The organism is Microbacterium gallinarum, assembly GCF_014837165.1.
Lineage (GTDB): Bacteria > Actinomycetota > Actinomycetes > Actinomycetales > Microbacteriaceae > Microbacterium > Microbacterium gallinarum.
In genome coordinates this window covers 866,269-883,041 of sequence record NZ_JACSPM010000001.1, presented here as the reverse complement: position 1 = coordinate 883,041, position 16,773 = coordinate 866,269, and the positions used below count along the sequence as shown (strand labels likewise).

The 16,773-nt window shown below is 69.8% G+C and carries 14 protein-coding genes; 12 read left to right on the top strand and 2 right to left on the bottom strand.

What is annotated here, in order from left to right; all coding sequences use genetic code 11:
• Positions 1-36 precede the first annotated feature (36 nt).
• Positions 37-810: an IclR family transcriptional regulator gene (locus H9622_RS04005; protein ID WP_191764451.1), complete on the top strand. Its 774-nt coding sequence runs from the start codon at positions 37-39 to the stop codon at positions 808-810.
• A 24-nt stretch (positions 811-834) separates the two neighbouring features.
• On the opposite strand, the gene H9622_RS04000 is transcribed toward H9622_RS04005, so the two are convergent.
• Positions 835-1,725 carry a LysR family transcriptional regulator gene (locus H9622_RS04000; RefSeq protein WP_191764448.1) on the bottom strand — a complete coding sequence of 297 codons (891 nt, stop codon included), beginning with the start codon at positions 1,723-1,725 and terminating at the stop codon, positions 835-837.
• A 121-nt stretch (positions 1,726-1,846) separates the two neighbouring features.
• Here H9622_RS04000 and mdlC point away from each other — a divergent pair, with 121 nt between their 5' ends.
• From mdlC to H9622_RS03970, 6 genes are all read left to right on the top strand, one after another.
• Positions 1,847-3,424, top strand: a complete 1,578-nt coding sequence (gene mdlC, locus H9622_RS03995; RefSeq protein WP_191764446.1) for a benzoylformate decarboxylase — start codon at positions 1,847-1,849, stop codon at positions 3,422-3,424.
• Positions 3,425-3,436: 12 nt separating this feature from the next.
• Complete coding sequence (locus tag H9622_RS03990) at positions 3,437-4,552, top strand: ABC transporter ATP-binding protein (RefSeq protein WP_191764444.1); 1,116 nt, start codon at positions 3,437-3,439, stop codon at positions 4,550-4,552.
• Complete coding sequence (locus H9622_RS03985) at positions 4,549-6,369, top strand: ABC transporter permease (protein WP_191764442.1); 1,821 nt, start codon at positions 4,549-4,551, stop codon at positions 6,367-6,369. Before H9622_RS03990 ends, H9622_RS03985 begins: the two co-directional genes overlap by 4 nt.
• A 47-nt stretch (positions 6,370-6,416) precedes the next feature.
• A complete protein-coding gene (locus H9622_RS03980) occupies positions 6,417-7,520 on the top strand; it encodes an ABC transporter substrate-binding protein (protein WP_191764441.1) in 1,104 nt (367 codons plus the stop codon).
• A gap of 78 nt (positions 7,521-7,598) precedes the next feature.
• A complete protein-coding gene (locus H9622_RS03975) occupies positions 7,599-8,894 on the top strand; it encodes an MFS transporter (protein ID WP_191764439.1) in 1,296 nt (431 codons plus the stop codon).
• 9 nt (positions 8,895-8,903) lie between these two features.
• Positions 8,904-9,656: an IclR family transcriptional regulator gene (locus tag H9622_RS03970; RefSeq protein ID WP_191764436.1), complete on the top strand. Its 753-nt coding sequence runs from the start codon at positions 8,904-8,906 to the stop codon at positions 9,654-9,656.
• A gap of 37 nt (positions 9,657-9,693) precedes the next feature.
• On the opposite strand, the gene H9622_RS03965 is transcribed toward H9622_RS03970, so the two are convergent.
• A complete protein-coding gene (locus H9622_RS03965) occupies positions 9,694-10,905 on the bottom strand; it encodes an FAD-dependent monooxygenase (protein ID WP_191764434.1) in 1,212 nt (403 codons plus the stop codon).
• A gap of 215 nt (positions 10,906-11,120) precedes the next feature.
• On the opposite strand from H9622_RS03965, the gene H9622_RS03960 reads away from it, so the two are divergent.
• The 5 genes from H9622_RS03960 (at position 11,121) to H9622_RS03940 (ending at position 16,770) form a co-directional block, all read left to right on the top strand.
• Complete coding sequence (locus H9622_RS03960) at positions 11,121-12,359, top strand: CaiB/BaiF CoA transferase family protein (RefSeq protein WP_191764432.1); 1,239 nt, start codon at positions 11,121-11,123, stop codon at positions 12,357-12,359.
• Entirely contained in the window at positions 12,359-13,228 is an 870-nt protein-coding gene (locus H9622_RS03955) for an HpcH/HpaI aldolase/citrate lyase family protein (protein WP_191764430.1), read from the top strand. Before H9622_RS03960 ends, H9622_RS03955 begins: the two co-directional genes overlap by 1 nt.
• Positions 13,225-14,097: a cyclase family protein gene (locus tag H9622_RS03950; RefSeq protein WP_191764428.1), complete on the top strand. Its 873-nt coding sequence runs from the start codon at positions 13,225-13,227 to the stop codon at positions 14,095-14,097. The genes H9622_RS03955 and H9622_RS03950 overlap by 4 nt, the downstream gene beginning before the upstream one ends.
• The gene (locus H9622_RS03945) at positions 14,094-15,518 is read left to right on the top strand and encodes an MmgE/PrpD family protein (RefSeq protein ID WP_191764426.1); all 1,425 of its coding nucleotides are present in this window, start codon (positions 14,094-14,096) and stop codon (positions 15,516-15,518) included. The genes H9622_RS03950 and H9622_RS03945 overlap by 4 nt, the downstream gene beginning before the upstream one ends.
• Before the next feature lie 64 nt (positions 15,519-15,582).
• On the top strand, positions 15,583-16,770 hold the full coding sequence (locus H9622_RS03940) for an acyl-CoA dehydrogenase family protein (protein WP_191764424.1): 1,188 nt from the start codon (positions 15,583-15,585) through the stop codon (positions 16,768-16,770).
• The last annotated feature ends 3 nt before the right edge of the window (positions 16,771-16,773 follow it).

The window sequence follows — 16,773 nt, the reverse complement described above, 5'->3', positions numbered from 1 at the left end:
GGTCATCCCATCGGGCCGTGCGACCGGAGGGTTTCCATGTCGGAGGATGTCGAGCGCGACGACGGCAAGCGCAGCGTCCTCGGCCGGGCTTTCGACATCCTCGACTGCTTCGCCGGCGGCACCGAGATGACCGTCGCCGGCATCTGCGAGCGCACGGCGCTTCCGCCCGCGACCGTCCACCGCATGCTCGCCGCCCTCGTCGAATGGGGCGGCGTCGAGCGCGTCGAGCGCGGGCGCTATCGGCTCGGCACCCGCATCTGGCGCCTCGGCATCGGCGCCCCGCAGGTTCGCCGGCTGCGCGAACTCGCGCAGCCGTACCTGGTCGACCTGCATGTCGTCACGCGAGGCACCGTGTATCTCGGCGTCCGTGACGGAACCGACGCGATATTCGCGGACCGGATAACGCGCGTCAAGCCGACGGCGAAGTCGACCAGGGCGACCCGGCGCATGCCGCTGCAGAGCACGGGAGGCGGCCGCGTGCTGCTCGCCTACAGTGACGACGCCTGGGCACGCCTCCAGGAGGATGCCGAGCACTCGCCCGATCTGGCCGCGGTGCTGCCCGCGCTGCGCAAGGAGCTCGCGGAGATCCGCACCACGGGCGTCGGGATCTCGCGCAACGACGGGCTTCCGGGTCGCACCACGGTCGCGGCCCCCGTGTTCGGGGAGGATGCCACCATCGTCGCGAGCGTGGCCGTGTCGTTCCCCGACACCCGCATCGCCGACCCGCGGACGATCGTGCCGCGGGTGCTGATGACCGCGCGGGCGATCAGCGCTGACCTGTCACGGCGTTCCGGGGGCGAACTGCGCTGACGGCACGTCCCGGATCAGGTGAGATCAGCGGAGGGCCTCGACCAGGGCACCGCGGAACCAGTCGAACTCGGCGGACGGCAGCTCTCGACGCACGGTGTACAGCGCGATCTCTGTGATGGGCACGTCGAAGGGCAGTGCGAACGTCTCGACCTGACCGAGTCCGACCAGGCGGTTCGCGACGCTTGTCGGCGCATAGGAGAGCAGGTCGGTGCGCTCGAGCAGCGCCGGCAACGCGGCGAACGTGGGGACGATGAGGGCGACCCGGCGCTGGATGCCCGTCTCGCGCACGTGGCGGTCGAGCGCCGTGTGGCCGGTGGAGATCGCGACCGTCACGTGCTCCTCGGCCTCGTACTCCGGCAGCGTCGGCCTCTCGCCGATGCGCGGGTGCCCGACCGGTCGCAGCCCCGCGTAGGCCTGGGTGAACAGCTCATCGCGCTGCAGGTCGGGCTCGTCGAGCCGCGTCGTGCAGATCGCGGCGTCGGTCGCGCCGGATCGGAGGTCCTGGACGACGGTGGCGAGATTGAGCGACTCGACATCGAGCACGACGCTGGGCGCTTCGGCGCGGACGCGCTGCAGGATGCGCGGCAGCAGCCCGCTGACGCCGACATCCGTCATGCGCAGCCGGAATCGGCGCGTCGACGTCTCGGGGCGGAACGCCGAAGCAGGAGCCATGACCTCATCCATCGACTCGACGAGCCGGCGCAGCTTCGGGTACCGCTCCTCCGCCACGGGTGTCGGCTCGAGGCGGGTGCCACGACGTACGAAGAGGGGATCGCTGAAGTGCGCGCGCAGCTTGCGGAGCGTGTAGCTCACGGATGGCTGACTGAGGAAGAGACGCTCGGCGGCGGTCGTGACACTGCCCGTCTCATAGACGAGGAGGAAGACGCGCAGCATCCCGATGTCGTACTCTGCCATCGTCCAACCATAAATCCTCTCTATGGATGGATCAAAGGTCCGTTGTTCTGCTTTTGGCAATGACCTGCTTACTCTTGTCGCGCGGCGGGCGCAGAAGCCCCCCGCGTAAGGCGAGGAATCGATGACGACCATTCGTGACGCAGCGTATGGATTGCTGCGCAGGCACGGCATGACCACGGTGTTCGGCAACCCCGGATCCAACGAGCTGCTGTTCCTGAAGGAGTTCCCCGAGGACTTCACGTACGTCATGGGCCTGCACGAGGGTGCTGTCCTGGCCATGGCCGACGGCTACGCCCAGGCTTCGGGCCGGGCACCGCTGGTGAGCCTGCACTCGGCGGCCGGCACCGGCACCTCGATGGGCGTGCTCGCGAACACCGTGCAGTCGAAGTCACCCGTGGTGGTGCTCTCGGGCCAGCAAGTGCGCTCGATGGTCGGCCAGCAGATCATGGTGGCCAGCACCGACGCGGCGCAGCTCCCGAAGCCCTTGACCAAGCTCAGCCTCGAGCCGCTCTCGCCCAAGGACGTCGTTCGCTCGCTCGCGGAGGTCATCCATACCGCGAACCTGCACCCGAAGGGGCCGACCCATCTCTCCGTCCCCTACGACGACTGGGAGCACGACGCCGACGCGAACACCGAGCTCACCGTCGCCCGCGACGTGCTCGACGCGACCGGCCTGTCGGAAGCGCGCCTCGCCGAGATCGTCGACGCCATCGACGCATCCCGGTCGCCCGTGCTCGTGCTCGGCCCCGAGGTCGACGCGACCGACGCGAATGAGCACGCGGTCCTGCTGGCCGAGCGTCTCGGCTGCCCGGTGTGGATCGCGCCGTCACCTGCTCGCTGCCCGTTCCCCACGTCGCACGCGCAGTTCGCCGGCCTGCTCCCCGCGAATGTGGCCGGCATCGCCGAGCTGCTGTCGCCCCACGACCTCGTCGTCGTCCTCGGCGCGGCGGTGTTCCGCTACCACCACGATCGCCCGGGCCGGTACCTGGCCGAGGGGTCGCGGCTGATCCAGATCTCGCAGGACCCTTCGGAGATCTCCCGCGCCCCCATGGGCGACGCGTACCTCGCCCCGGTCGCCGACACCACGGCGCGCCTGTCGGAGACGGTCGCGGTCCGCGACGTCGAGCTGCCGGCCCGCGCGGTGCGCATCGCCGGCATCGACCGCGCCGACCGCATGCACCCCGACACGGTCTTCCGCACGATCTCCGAGATCGCCCCCGTCGACGCGATCCACGTGGTGGAGTCGACGTCGACGGCCGAGGCGTTCTGGAACAACGTCGAGCTCTGCGCGCAGGGATCGTTCTACTCGGCTGCCGCCGGCGGCCTCGGGTTCGGCCTTCCGGCCGCCGTCGGGATCCAGCTCGCGCAGCCGCACCGTCGCGTGATCGCCTCGATCGGAGACGGCTCGGCGAACTTCGGCATCACCGGCCTGTGGTCGGCCGCGCAACATGATGTCCCCGTCGTTTTCGTCGTGCTTCGCAACGAGACGTATGGTGCCATGGTGAGCTTCGGCCGCCGACTGGACGTCGAGGGCGCGCCTTCGTTCGACCTTCCGGGCATCGACTTCGTCCGCCTCGCCGAGGGCTACGGCGTGACCGCCGAGTCGGTAGCGACAGAAGCCCAGCTTCGCGACGCGCTCGAGCGCGCCCTCGCCACCGACGGCCCCGTGCTCATCGAAGCCCGCACCTTTCACGCCTGAGAGCAGGAGACCATGAAGATCACCATCGAGAATCTGCAGCTGCGGTACGGCAAGTTCACCGCCATCGAGAACATGGACCTCGAGATCGGCGATCATGAATCGGTCGTCCTGCTCGGCAAGTCCGGCTGCGGCAAGACCAGCACGATGCGCTGCATCGCCGGTCTCGAAGAGCCCACTGCCGGCCGCATCACCATCGGCGACACCGTCGTGTTCGACGCAGCCCGGGGTATCAACGTGCCGCCGAACAAGCGCAACGTCGGCATGGTGTTCCAGTCGTACGCCGTGTGGCCCCACATGACGGTGTTCGAGAACGTCGGATACTCGCTCAAACTGCAGAAGCTGCCGAAGGCCGAGATCAAGCAGCGCGTGCACGAGGTCCTCGAGCTCGTCGGTCTCGAGAGCTTCGCCAGCCGTGGCGCGAGCCTGCTGTCGGGTGGCCAGATGCAGCGCGTCGCGCTTGCACGCAGCCTCGTCATGCGCCCCGACGTCCTCCTCCTCGACGAGCCGCTGTCGAACCTCGACGCGCGCCTCCGAGACCGCCTGCGCATCGAACTGCGCGAGATCCAGCTGCAGCTCGGCCTCACGACGGTCTACGTCACGCACGATCAGCAGGAGGCGTTCGCCCTGGCCGACCGCATCGCCCTGATGCAGGACGGCGTCATCGTGCAGATGGAGGAGCCGTCGGCGATGTACACCCAGCCGGCGAGCTCGTCGATCGCGCACTTCCTCGGCGTCTCGAACGTCCTGCCCGCGACCTCCCGCACCTCGGGTGACTTCGCGCTCGGCGACGGGGCGGTCTCGATCTCGGCGACGGGCCGCCGACCGGCGCCCGGGGCGACCGACCTCAGCGCCTGCATCCGCAGCGAGGACATCCGCCTCTCCCGCGAGGGAGCGGCCGGCGTGAACAGCTGGCCCGGAATCGTCCGGGTCGCGAGCTTCCAGGGCAGCAGCATCCGCTACGCCGTCGAGCTCCCGGGCGGCACTCACCTCGACGTGCTCGCTCCGCTCGCCGCAGGCGTGCGCCACTCCGTCGGCGAGTCGCTGTGGGTCACGGTCGACCCCACCGCCGTTCAGGTGCTGCCCCAGACCGCCGTCGACCCGGCCGTGAACACGGCGGTGGCAGCATGACCATCACGCTGCCGCCGACGCCGACCGGGTCCGAGGATGAACTGAGCACGCGCACGGTCGTCACGCGGCGTGCGGTGCGATCGCCGAAGCCGGCCGGCCGGCGGCACGGGCGGATCGCGCTCAAGCACCTGCGCCGGGAGATCCCGAGCGGCATCCTCGCGATCGTCCTCTTCTTCCTCATCATCCTGCCGGTGGTGTTCATCGTCATCGCGGCGTTCTCGACCTCGGTCCCGCGCCCCGGCAACACCGACCTCGGGCAGTTCACTCTCGAGAACTTCGCGATCCTCACCACGCCGCAGGGCATCCAGAGCCTCGTCAACTCATTGGTGATCGGCGTCGGCGCCGGCATCCTGTCCCTCGTCCTCGGCGCGCTGCTGGCGTTCATCGCGGCACGCACCGACGCGCCATGGCGTCGCTTCATCTACATCGCCGGCATCGCCCCGATGTTCCTCCCCGCCCTGGTCGGCGCGCTGGCGTGGTCGATCCTGGCGAGCCCCAGCTCGGGCCACCTGAACCTGTTCCTGCGTTCGATCGGCCTCCCCGGCGAACTCAACATCTACTCGTACGCGGGCCTGATCTTCGTGCTCGGCATCTACTACGCGCCGTACACGTTCATGCTCACCTACAGCTCGTTCTCGATGATGAACGCCGACCTCGAGGAGGCCGCCGCGATCCACGGGGCGAGCCTGCGGAAGATGTTCCGCACGGTCACGCTGCCGCTGGCGGTGCCTGCTCTCGCCGGCGCGGCGATCCTCAGCTTCGTGCTCGCACTCGAGAACTTCCCGGTCAACGCGATCCTCGGCAACCCGGCCGGTATCGAGACGCTCCCGACCTACATCTACCGCCTGATGGCCGGCGACCCCCAGCCGAACGCGGCCGCGGGCATCGCCGTGGCGCTCACCCTCGCCGTCGTCGTCGTGACCTGGTTCCAGCAGCGCGTGGTCAACCGCAAGCGCTTCACGACGCTGACGGGCAAGGGCAACCGCCCGCGCCCGGTGCCGCTGCGGTGGATGCGCTGGGTCGCGACCGGCTTCGCGATCGCGTACTTCGCCGTCTCGGTGGCCCTCCCCATGCTGGCGCTGATCTTCACCTCGATGTCCGAGAACGTCTACATCAGCCAGTTCGCCGACCTGTTCGCGGGCTTCTCGATGGACCGCATCCTGCAGGCGATCGGCCAGAGCGACTTCCAGCAGTCGACGGCGAACTCGATCGTCCTGGCGATCGGGGCCGCGATCTTCGGAACGCTCATCGCCTTCATGGGCTCGTACATCCGCTTCCGCAGCACGTCGAAGCTGGGCCAGCTCCTCGAGCAGGTCGCGATGTCGCCGCTGGCGATCCCGCAGGTCGTGCTCGGCATGGGCATCCTGTGGGCCTGGCTGAGCCTGCCGTTCTCGATCTACGGCACGCTGCTGCTGCTGATCATCGCCACCGTGGCGGTGAACATGCCGCAGGGATACCGCAGCGTCTCGTCGTCGATGCTCCAGATGGACGGCGACCTCGAGAACAGCGCGGTGATGCTGGGGGCCGGCCGCCTGCGCGCCGTCCGCAACATCACCATCCCGCTGATGCGCACCGGCATCGTCTCGACCCTGCTGCTGCTCCTCATGCTCGGTCTGCGCGAGATGAGCGCGATCCTCTTCCTCTACACGTCGGACACGCGCGTGCTCTCGATCCTCGTCTTCCACAGCTTCGAGAACGGCAGCATCAGCTACTCCGCGGCCATCAGCCTCGTCTTCGTCCTGATCATCGCGATCATCGCGGTCGCCACCCAGCTCATCGGAATGCGTGAGCGGCGCTTCAAGGACATCCCCGCGTAAGAGGCAGAGCTGCCTCTTCGCCCGAACCCACCAGGGAAGGACCATCCATGCGAATCAGATACGGTGCGCTCGCCTCCGTCGCGGTACTGGCACTGGCACTGACCGCCTGCTCCAGCGGCGGCAACTCGAACTCGGTCGTCACCGACGAAGCCGAGGTCGAGGTCGAAGAGGGCCTCGTGATCGACGGTGAACTCGTCGCCGATCAAGAGACCTACGACGCGGCGCAGGAGCAGACCCTCACGCTCTACACCGGGTATCAGGAGGCGAACCAGGTCGCCTTCAACGACGCGTTCACCGAAGACACCGGCATCGAGGTGGAGTACGTCCGCGACGTCACCAACAAGCTGTCTGAGCGCATCCTCTCGGAGAACGGCGCGAACCAGCTCGGCGCCGACGTGATCATCACGTCCGACTACAAGGTCGCGCGCGAGTTCGACGAGGCGGGCATCTTCGAGCCCTACACCCCCCTCCCGATCGAGGAGGAGACCGAGCTCCAGCACGACGACGGCGCGTTCTCGACGTTCGCCAATGTCGCGGTGACGTTCGCGTACAACACGCAGCTCGTCGCCGAGGAGGACGTCCCCACGTCGTGGAACGACCTGCTCGACCCCGCCAATGCCGGAAAGATCGGCATCACCTCCGGCACGGCCGGCGGCTCGTCGATCGCCCTCAACCGGTTCATCCAGGAAGAGGTCGACCCCGACTATTGGACCAAGCTCGCGGCGCTCAACCCGACGATCTTCGACAGCGGCGGCCAGCGCCAGGAGGCCCTCGCGCGCGGTGAGCTGAACGTCGCCACCGCCGGCACCGCGGCGGTCAACGTCGCCGCCACGCAGGACAACGCCCCGATCGACTACGTCGTGCCCGACGAAGGTCTGGTGCTGTTCAGCTTCTTCATCGGCAAGGTGGCGGAGGCCGAGAACTCCGAGGCCGCGCAGGTCTTCATCAACTACGCGCTGTCCAAGCGCGGCCAGTCGGTGATCGCACAGGTCGGCGACTACGGCGCACGCGCCGACGTCGACCCGCCGGTCGCCAACGGCCGCGAACTGCCCCCGCTCGACTCCGACCAGGTGTGGGTCATGCCCGCGGAGAAGGAGCTCGAGTACGGCGAGGCGGATGCCGCCATCTGGAAGGCCGCGTTCGGCAAGTGAGTCACCACGTCGCCGGGGATCCGCACGGATCCCCGGCGACGTGCTCGTGCGCCCACCCTTCGACGACGAGGCAGGTCAGTGACAGCAGCAGCAGAGGCCCCGCGATCGTGGGGTGGGTCGCTCGGCGCGTTCCGCCACCGGAGCTACACGATCTTCTGGTTCGGTGCGCTCATCTCGAGCACAGGAACCTGGCTGGGCAACCTGACCGTCCCGTACGTCCTCTATCAGCAGACGCAGAGCGCGGTATGGGTGGGGCTCGCCGCCGCCGCGCAGTTCGGCCCTGCCTTCATCCTCGCCCCGCTCGGCGGCTCGCTGGCCGACACCCGCGACCGCCGGAAGCTGCTGCTGTGGACGCAGGCCGGCCTCGGCGTCATCGCTCTCCTGATGTGGGCGCAATGGGCGAGCGGGCTCCACGAGCCGCTGTTGCTCATCCTCCTGCTCACGTGCTTCGGCGTGCTCAACGGCATGAACAATCCCGCGTGGCAGTCGCTGGTCAACGACCTCGTGCCGCGCGAGGACGTCACCTCGGCCGTGACGCTCAACTCGCTGCAGTTCAACCTCGCCCGCGCGATCGGCCCTGCGCTCGGCGGCGTGCTGCTGGCGACGCTCGGGGCCACGTGGGCGTTCTTCTTCAACGCCCTCTCGTTCGCGATCGTCGTGGTCTCGCTGCTGTTCGTGCGCCGGCATCCGTCCCGCGCGATCACGCGTGCCGGCGGACGCTTCGCCGCGCAGTGGAAGGACGCGCTGGCGTACATCGGCGGCACGCGCGCGATGATCCTCGCGATCGTGCTGTGCTGCGTCGTCGGCGTGCTCGGCAACCCGATCTTCTCGCTCACCGTGGTGTTCGCCGAGACGGTGTTCGACACCGGGCCGGTGGGGCTGGGCCTGCTCACCGCGGCGCTCGGCGCCGGAGCGGTCGGCTACGCGCTGGCCGGCGCGATCGTCCGCTCGAGACGATCCCTCGGACGACGCGCGGCGGCCGCGATGATCGCCCTCGGGCTCGCGCTGTGCCTGATCGGGGTCGTCCCCACGCTCGTCCTCGGCATCGTCGCGGCCATGGCCGTGGGAGCGGCCTTCCTCGCGGCCTTCGCCACGCTCAACACGACGATCCAGCTGCTGGCGCCCGACCAGCTGCGAGGGCGCGTGCTGGCCGCGCGCCACATGGTCTTCTCCGCGTCGATCGCCGTCGGCGTGCTGCTGTGCGGCATCCTCACCGATGTGTGGGGCGTGCAGTGGGCGACGATCGCGTTCGGCGCGGCGCTGGTCGTCGTCGCGCTGCTCGTCGCCCTGCTGCCCGGGTGGCGGTTCTCGCTGCTCGATCAGGCGTCGGCGTCACCCGATGCGCCGATCTCAGAATCGGATTCTCCCCTCTAGAATCGGTCCATGGCAGAGGCAGTGCAGCGCGAGCAACCCGCATACCCGATCGGTTCGGTCGACAAGGCGCTCAGGCTCCTGCTGATGGTCGCCGAGAAGCCGGGCGGCGTGCGCATCGGAGACGCCGCCGCCGCGCTCAGCGTCGCCCCGTCGACGGCGCACCGGCTGCTGCAGATGCTGTCGCTCCACGGGTTCGCCCGCCAGGACCCGGCCACCAAGGCGTACCACGCAGGCGAGACGATCTCGCGACTGGCCGACCCGCGGGAGCGCGCCCGCCAGGCCGCATTGCCGCTCCTGCGCGAACTCGTCGACGAGTTCCAGGAGACGGCCCACCTCGGAACCCTCGACGGGATGCAGGCGCTCACACTGTTCTCGGTCGAGAGCCCGCACATGCTGCGGGTCGGCGACCGCTCGGGCCACACGCAGCCGGCGCACCTCAGCGGCATGGGCCGCGCCCTGCTGTCAGGGCAGGAACTGGCGGATGTCGCGGCCGCGGCGCGCGCAGAGGATCCGGCGCTCGACGAGCGCGCGCTTGCGAGCCACCTGCGCGACATCGCCGAGCGGGGCTACATCCTCCAGCACGGCGAGGTCGAGTCGGGCGTCAGTGCATTGGCCGCTCCCGTGCGCGGTGCCACCGGGTCGGTCGAGTACGCGATCGGCGTGACGTTCCCCACGGGGAGGATCGCGGATGCCGACGTGCCGCACCTGGCCGACGCCGTGAAGCACGCAGCGGCGCAGCTCGAGGAGGAGCTGCGCCGCTGATGCACTGCCCGGGCTGCGAGGGCCGGGGAGGATGGGGTCAGACCGGGTAGGAGCGCTCCGCCGGGGCCTTCGCCAGCGGCATGAACATCCAGTCGAGGTTCGCGTAGTCGTCGGGCTGATGGTCCTTGAAGCTGAAGTTGCGCAGCTCGCGGCCGATGCCCTCGATGTGGAACAGCTCACCCGCGACGCGCGCCAGGCGCTGGATGTTCCCGACATGCGTCAGGCGCTTGTCCTGGTACGCCTGAAACGCGGATGCCTCGTCCTCGTCGGACAGCAGGGCGTCGGCCATCGCGATCGAGTCGTCCAGCGACTGCGCACCGCCCTGGGCGAGGTACTGCAGCATCGCGTGGGCGGCGTCGCCGATGAGGGCGACGCGGTCGTCCACGAAAGTCTCGGCCGGCTCGCGGTCGTACATGGGCCAGCGGATGTCGCGGCTGAGGTACTTGCCGGCGTTGCGCACGGTCTCGCAGCACACCGCGAAACGCGCGTCGAGCTCCTCGGGCGTTCCCCAGTTCTCGTGGTCGGGGCTGTACGTGTCGGATTTGAACACCGCGACGTTGTTGTAGATCCTTCCCTCGCGCAGCGGGTACTGGATCAGGTGCATGTTGGGGCCGAGCCAGCACAACACGGCCGGGGAGGAGGTGACGTCTTCGCCCACGAGCTCGATCGGCACGGTGCCGCGGTAGGCGACGTACTTCGACGGGACGAGTTCGTCGTCGACGATGCTCTTGCGCAGGTTGGAGCGCACGCCGTCGGCGCCGACGACCGCGTCTGCGAGGTACTGCTGCCCACTCGCCGTCGTGACGAGGACGGTGCCGTCGGGCTGGTTGACCGCGCTCACCACCTCCTGGTCGTTCTCCAGGTCGACCAGTCCGCTCTCTCGGCAGCCCTCGAGGAGCGCGGCGTGCAGGTCGACGCGGTGTGCGACCACATAGGGGTATCCGTAGCGCTCGACGAACGCGGGCCCCAGGTCGATCGTGCCGATCGTCTCGCCGGTGACCGCGTCGATGTAGACCTTGCGCTCGGGGTGGACGGCATCCTTCAGCACCTTGTCGATCACACCGAGCGAGTCGAGGGCCGCCAGCGCGTTGGGGGCGAGCTGGATCCCTGCGCCCACCTCGCCGAACTCGGGAGCGCGTTCGAGCACGTGCGACCGTCGGCCGCCTCGCGCGAGTCCGAGTGCGGTCGCGAGTCCCGCGATGCCGCCGCCGGCGATGAGGATGTCGACTTTGATGGGCTGCTCTGACATGTGCCCTCCTCCTTTGGGGACGGCCCGCGAGGTGTACCGCGGCCGGATCAGAATTCTGTATCGAGGAATACGATTCGATATGACAGAATATGGACCATTGACGGGTTTCGTCAACCGGAGCGTCCGGAAGGTCTCTCAGACAGTGAGAGAAGCGTTTTCGCCCGGGGCCCGCGCCGCCATACGGTGGCCCGCAATATCGAGAGTCGGGAGCTCCTGTGAAAACGACACCCCGTGCCGACGCCACGACGGCGGATGCCGGACCGCCCGTGAGCGGCCCGTTCGACGATCTCCGCGTCATCGACATCGCGACCCTGTTCGCCGGCCCGAGCGCGGCGACGATCCTCGCCGACTTCGGTGCCGACGTGCTGAAGATCGAGCACCCGACGCGCCCCGACGGAGCACGCACGCACGGCAAGAGCAAGGACGGCAAGGGCCTGTGGTGGCTCATGCTCGGGCGCAACAAGCGCACCGCCACGCTCGATCTGTCCCGCCCTCAGGGCAAGGAGGTCTTCCTCCGCCTGGTGCGCGACGCCGACATCGTCGTCGAGAACTTCCGCCCCGGCACCCTCGAGAAGTGGGGCCTGGACTACGAGACGCTCGCCGCCGCGAACCCCGGCCTCATCCTCGTGCGCGTGACCGGCTTCGGCCAGACAGGTCCGATGGCCCGCCGGCCGGCCTACGGCACGCTCGCTGAGGCGATGAGCGGGTTCGCGTTCTCGACGGGTCAGCCCGACGGCCCGCCGACGCTGCCGCCGCTGGCGCTCGCCGACAACATCGCGGGACTCGCGGCCACCATCGCGATCCTCACCGCACTGCATTCGCGCGCGCGCACCGGCCGTGGGCAGGTCGTCGACCTCGCGATCATCGAGCCCATCCTCACGATGCTCGGACCGCAGCTGCTCGCCTACGACCAGCTCGGCTACATCACCCAGCGCGCAGGCAACCGGTCGGAGAACAACGCGCCCCGGAATACGTACCTCACGCGCGACGGACGCTGGGTGGCGATCTCCTCGAGCTCGACCTCGATCGCCGAGCGCGTCATGCGGCTCGTCGGCCGCGCCGACCTCGCCGAACAGCCCTGGTTCGGCTCGGGCGTCGAGCGTGCCCAGCGCGCCGACGAGATCGACGGCGCCGTCGCCGGGTGGATCGCCGAGCGCGACATGGACGAGGTCATCGCCGAGTTCGAGCGCGCCGAGGCCGCGATCGCTCCCGTGTACGACATGTCGCAGGTGATCGCCGACCCCCAGTTGAACCACATCGGCACCATCGCCACCGTCGAGGACCCCGACCTCGGTGACGTGCGCATGCAGAACGTGCTGTTCCGCCTGTCGGAGACGCCCGGCGCCATCCGGCACACCGGCCGGGGGCATGGCGCCGATACCGACGACGTGCTCGGCGAGGCCGGGTACGGCCCCGACGAGATCGCCGCCCTGCGCGCGGCGGGTGCCGTGTGATGGGGGCGGACTGGGAGCTCGCTCTCGCGTGGCTCTACGTGCCGGCCACGCGCCCCGACCGCTTCGCGAAGGCGGCCGCGGCCGCCGACGGCGTCGTGATCGACCTCGAGGACGCCGTCCACCCGTCGGAGCGCGCCTCCGCCCGTGACCGGCTCGCCGCGGCGCTCGGCGACGGGCTCGGCGTGCCCACCGTCCTGCGGGTCAACGCTCCGTCGACGCCCGACTTCGACCTCGACATCGCGGCCGTGACGCCGCTCGTGCGCCGTGGCGTCGTTCAGGCGATCCGCGTCGCCAAGGTCGACAGCGCCGACGAGGCTCGCCGGGCGGCGGCGGCCACGGCCGGCTGGGGCAACGACCGCCGCCTGATCTGCCAGCTGGAGACGGCGCGCGCGGTGCGCGACGCCCACGCGATCGCCGTCGTCGACGGCGTGCATTCGCTCATGCTCGGAGAGGCCGACCTGCGGGCCGATCTCGGACTGCCGCGCGGCACCTCGCACGCCGAGGGGCTCCTTCTCTCCCGGCTCACGGTGGTGCTCGCCTCACGCGCTGCCGGTCTGCCGTCTCCACTCGCGAGTGCCTTCGTCAACGTCGCCGACGCCGAAGGGCTGGCAGCCGACAGTGCGGTGCAGCGCGCGCTCGGCTTCCTCGGCCGCAGCTGCATCCACCCCGCCCAAGTCCCCACCGTGCGCGAGGCGTTCCGTCCCGCGGCGGCCGATGTCGAGTGGGCGAGCAGGGTGCTGGCCAGCGCCACGTCGATGGCGGACGACGGCACCGGCGTCGCCACGCTCGCCGACGGCTCGTTCATCGATGCGCCGGTGATCCGCCAGGCCCAGACCATCGCCGCCCTGACCGCGAGGACCGCCTCATGACGACCCCGTCGCCGACCCACGCCCGTCCGTCGACCGCCGCCCGTCCCTTCACCGGCGCCCGGGCGTCGGGCGCCCGACTCGACATCGTCGACCTCGGCCACGGCCTGCACCAGGCGATCCCGACGTCGCCCAGCCACCCCGGCTATCGCCACGCGCTGATGCGGCGCCACGGCGACGCCGTGCGGGTGGACGGCACGTCGGGAGCCAACGACCTGCTCGTGCTCGGAACCCACACCGGCACCCACGTCGACGCGCTCGCACACATCAGCGCCGACGGTCTGCTGCACGGCGGAGTCGACGCCGAGGCGGCGCAGCGCACCGGCCGCTTCACCGAGCACGGCGTCGAGGAGGTCGCACCGGCGATCGTCCCCGGTGTCCTGCTCGACGTGCCGCGGGCGGTGGGCGTCGACCGTCTCGGCGCCTCCCACCCCGTCTCGGCCGCCGATCTCGACGCCGCCGCGGCGCTGCTGCCCGGCGGAGCCGAGGACATCCCCGAGGGGGCCGCACTGCTCGTCCGCACCGGGTGGGGGCAGCTGTGGGATGAGGGTCCGACGTTCGTCGGACACGAGTCGGGCGTGCCCGGGCCGAACCTCGACGGCGGCGAGTGGCTCGCTGCGCGAAGGCCGCGCTTCGTCGGCAGCGACACGACCGCCTTCGAGCACATCCCGGCGGGCGAGGGGCACGCCCGACTGCCCGTGCATCGGCTGATGCTCGTGGAGCGCGGCATCCCGATCATCGAGATGCTCAGCCTCGAGTCGCTGGCCGCTCGGGGCGGACTCGTCTTCGACTTCGTCATCTCCCCCCTTCCCCTGCTCGGCGCCACCGGCTCACCGGTGCGCCCGCTCGCCGTCTTCGAGGTGCACGCATGACCGACGTCACGACCATCAGTGCGCGGCTGGCCGAGTTCGCCGTCGCCACGGCATCCAATCTCGATGACCGCATCGCTGCCGACTCGCTCGCGCGTATCACCGACACCGTCGGCATCTCGATCGCCGCCGTCGACACCGCGCCCGTGCAGGCCGCCCTCGCGCTCGCCCGCGAGTGGGGCGGCTCGCCGCAGTCGACGCTCCTCGGCTTCGCCGACCGCGCGCCCGCGCCGGTCGCCGCGCTCGTCAACGGCACCGCCGCCCATGCGCTCGACTTCGACGACACGCACCTGCCGTCGATCCTGCACCCGAGCGCGTCGGCGGTGCCCGCAGCGCTCGCGGCCGCAGAGCACGCCCGTGCCGAAGGTCGCACGTTGCTGGCTGCGGTCGCCGCCGGCAACGAGGTCGCGATCCGGCTCGGCAACGGGGCGGACGATCCCGAGGTCGGCAACAACGTGTTCTTCGAGCGCGGCCTGCATGCCACGTCCATCTGCGGTGCCATCGGCTCCGCGGTGGCGGCGTCCGTGGCGTTCGGATCGGATGCCGAGACCACGCGTCACGCGATCGGCATCGCCGCCAGCATGGGCAGCGGCATCCTCGAGGCCAACCGCAACGGGGGCTCGGTGAAACGCGTCCACTGCGGGTGGGCGGCGCACGCGGGGGTCACCGCCGCACAGTTCGCGCGGCACGGTCTGACCGCTCCCGACACGGTGCTGGAAGGCCGCTTCGGCTTCTTCAACGCCTTCACGGGCCTTCATCCGGTCGACGAGGGCTTCCTCTCGGGCCTCGGCGAGGAGTGGGAGCTCGACCGCTGCTTCGTCAAGCCCTACCCGACCAACGTCTTCACCCACACCGGCATCGACGCGGCGATGCTGCTCTCGCGTCGCGGCATCGACGTCGCGGCGATCGAGCGCATCGAGCTGTCCGTGCCGATGGCCGTCACCCGCACCATCGCCGAGCCGCGTGAGGCCAAGATCCACCCGCAGTCGCCGTACCACGCGCAGTTCAGCGGACCGCTGACGTTCGCGCTCGCTTGGCGCGGCGGGTCGGGGCTGGGGCTGCACCTCGACGACTTCACGCAGGAGAACCTCGACGACCCGCTCGTGCGGGCCATCGCCGAACGCGTCTGGTACGTCCGCGACGAGGAAGTCGAGTCCCTCTACCCCGAGCGCCTGCCCAGCGTCGTGCGCGTGCACCTGACAGACGGCTCGATCGTCGAGGAGCGGGTGATGGCCAATCTCGGCACGGCCGACCGCCCGATCAGCGCCGAACAGGTGCAGCTGAAGTTCGATCTCAACGTGCGGGGCCTCGGAGCGGAGCGTTCCGCCGCCCTCGCGCGCGTCGTCACCGACCTCGCGGAGACCTCCGACGTGCGCGAGACCCTCGCGTCGCTCGTGTGGGACGAACCGAATTCCACCCGGTGAGAACTGGGCTTTGACCGCCGGCGACCCTCGGGTTCGCTATTCCTGTACCGCAAAGGAGCACCCCATGGCAGAGATCATCGAGTCGTCGGCTTTCAGCCTGACCGAGGAGCAGATGGCGATCCGCGAGGCCATCGACGACCTGTGCACCCCGTTCGACAACGACTACTGGCGTGAGCACGATGCGAACAGCACGTACCCCGAGGAGTTCGTCGACGCGCTGTACGACGCCGGCTGGATGAACATGCTCATCCCCGAGGAGTACGGCGGCGGCGGCGCCGACATCCGCGACGCGGCGGTCGTCCTCGAGCAGATCGAGCGGAACGGATGCCACGCGGGTGCCGCCCGCGCCGGCATGTACACCATGGGCGCCATCCTGCGCCACGGCTCTCCTGAGCAGAAGGAGTACTGGCTGCCGAAGATCGCCTCGGGCGAGCTGCGCCTGCAGTCCTTCGGCGTCACCGAGCCCGACGCCGGCAGCGACACCACGCGCATCAAGACCTTCGCCGTGCGCGAGGGCGACGAGTACGTGGTCAACGGCAACAAGATCTTCATCTCGCGTGTTCAGCACTCCGACCTGCTCCTGCTGCTGACCCGCACCACCAAGCGCGAGGACGCCGCCAAGCCGACGGATGGCTTCACCGTGCTGCTGGTCGACCTGCGCACGGCCATCGAGAGCGGCCAGATCGTCGCCACTCCGATCAAGACGATGGTCAACCACGAGACGAACGAACTCGCGATCCGCGACCTGCGCGTCCCCGTCGCCAACCGCATCGGCGAGGAGGGCAAGGGCTTCCGCGTCATCCTGTCGGGCATGAACTCCGAGCGCATCCTCGTCACGAGCGAGTACATCGGCGGTGGATTCGACCTGGTCGCCCGCGCGGTGAAGTACGCGAACGAGCGCGAGGTGTTCGGCCGGCCCATCGGCAAGAACCAGGCCATCCAGATGCCCCTGGCGCGTGCGTACGCGCAGCTGCAGGCAGCCTCGCTCATGCGCTGGCGCGCCGCGGAGATGTACGCCGCGGGTGAGAACCCGCGCTTCGAGGTCAACGGGGCGAAGCTGCTCGCGTCGGAGGCGCTGTGGGCCGCCGCCGATGCCGCCTTCGACACCTTCGGCGGTTACGCCGCGGCGGAGGAGTACGGCATCGAGCGCCGCTGGAAGGGCGCCCGCCTGCCCCGCACCGCGCCCATCAGCAACAACATCGTGCTCGCCGGCATCGCCCACGGCACGCTGGGTCTGCCGAAGTCGTTCTGATCG